This is a genomic window from Halomonas sp. TP35 (genome assembly GCF_052375975.1).
GTDB classification, from domain to species: Bacteria; Pseudomonadota; Gammaproteobacteria; order Pseudomonadales; family Halomonadaceae; genus Vreelandella; species Vreelandella citrativorans.
The window spans coordinates 1-1,561 of record NZ_JBQSUZ010000038.1 but is presented as its reverse complement, the minus strand read 5'-3'; the positions used below and the strand labels follow the sequence as shown (position 1 = coordinate 1,561).

Below are 1,561 nucleotides of genomic sequence, written 5' to 3'. Positions count from 1 at the left end.
TAGCCCGGATTTCTCACAGGGTATAAAAGAAAGCGGCTGAAAGTGCTATGATTTCAAGAACCTAACCAATCCATCAAGCACCAACAGCCGCTTCCAAAATGGTACCTGAAAAGCTGACCTTCTCGCCACTCTCTCGCCGCCAAATTGAAGCCGACTTCTCCGGGGGCCACATTACGTCGGACGCCGGATTACTCCTGCTTCGTGAAGTCGATAAACAGCATCGCCTAACACGCCGCTTGGCCGCCGTGCTTCATGATCCCCGCTCACCGGAACAGGTTCGTCATAAGCTCGACACGTTGGTTCGTCAGCGGGTGTTCGGTGTCGCCGCTGGCTATGAAGATTTCAACGACCATGAGGCCCTGCGCTATGATCAGGCCCTTCAGACAGCGCTCGGTGAAGAGGATACGCTGGCAGGCAAGTCGACGCTGTGCCGGGTGGAGCAGAACGCCGATCGGCAAGCAATAGTGAAGGCCCATGAGTTGCTGTGGCATCACTTCATTGAACAGCATGACGAACCACCCAAGGAGATCGTGCTGGACTTTGATGGCACCGACATCCCCGTGCATGGCGAGCAACCCGGCAAGTTCTTTAACCGTTATTACGATCACCACTGCTACTTCCCACTGTATGTCTTCTGTGGGCGCCACTTACTGGTGAGCTATCTGCGCACCAGTGACCGCAGCGACAGCCGCCATAGCTGGGCGATCCTCGCCTTACTGGTACGCTTTATCCGTCAATACTGGCCCGATACGCGCATCGTGTTACGAGGTGATAGCCACTTTTGTCGTCCCCGGATGCTGAACTGGTGTGATCGGCATCACGTCGACTACATCGTGGGAATCGCCAAGAACAGCCGGCTGCTCAAGGAAGTGGATGTGCCCATGATGCTGGTGCGCAAGACCCAATGGCAGGTGGGAGGGAAAGTGGCAGAGACGTTTCGCTTCCAGTATCAAGCCCACTCCTGGAAATACTCACGCTGGGTGGTGGCCCGCCTGGAAGAAGGCGAGTTAGGCTCTAATCCCCGGTTTATCATCAGTTCCCGTTACGATGATGGCTTCAAGCTTTACTACGAGCAGTACTGTGCCCGGGGTGACATGGAGAACCGGATCAAGGATCAACAACTGAGCCTGTTTGCTGACCGGACCTCCAGCACGCACTGGTGGGCCAATCAGTGGCGGCTGATCTTGTCGGGCTTCGCTTATACGCTGTTCGAGCGGTTACGGACTTATCTGAAGCACACGCCCTTCGCGCGCATGAGTCCGAGCAACCTGAGGCTCAAGCTCATCAAAGTAGGCGCGGTCATCATCCGCAATACGCGTCGAATCCGAGTACTCATGAGTGACAGCTACCCCTATAAAACGGCGCTATCCGATCTCGTCAGGCGGTTGGTTCCTAACTGACTGCTCGGGCGCCCCCGGCCCGAAGCAATGGGGGAAAGGGGGAAGTGTGTCTGAACGCCGGAAAGTGGTTAAAAAGTAGCCGATGTAAGTCGAGCCAGTAGGTGTTTAGCGGTGTTACAGCCTGAGTGCGGTACTGGCTGAGGTACTATGAGAAATCCAGG

General features: G+C 55.7%; 1 protein-coding gene. It reads left to right on the top strand.

What is annotated here, in order from left to right; translation table 11 throughout:
• The first annotated feature begins 98 nt into the window (after positions 1-98).
• The gene (locus ACT3RU_RS17920) at positions 99-1,400 is read left to right on the top strand and encodes an IS1380 family transposase (RefSeq protein ID WP_483392981.1); all 1,302 of its coding nucleotides are present in this window, start codon (positions 99-101) and stop codon (positions 1,398-1,400) included.
• Positions 1,401-1,561: the final 161 nt, after the last annotated feature.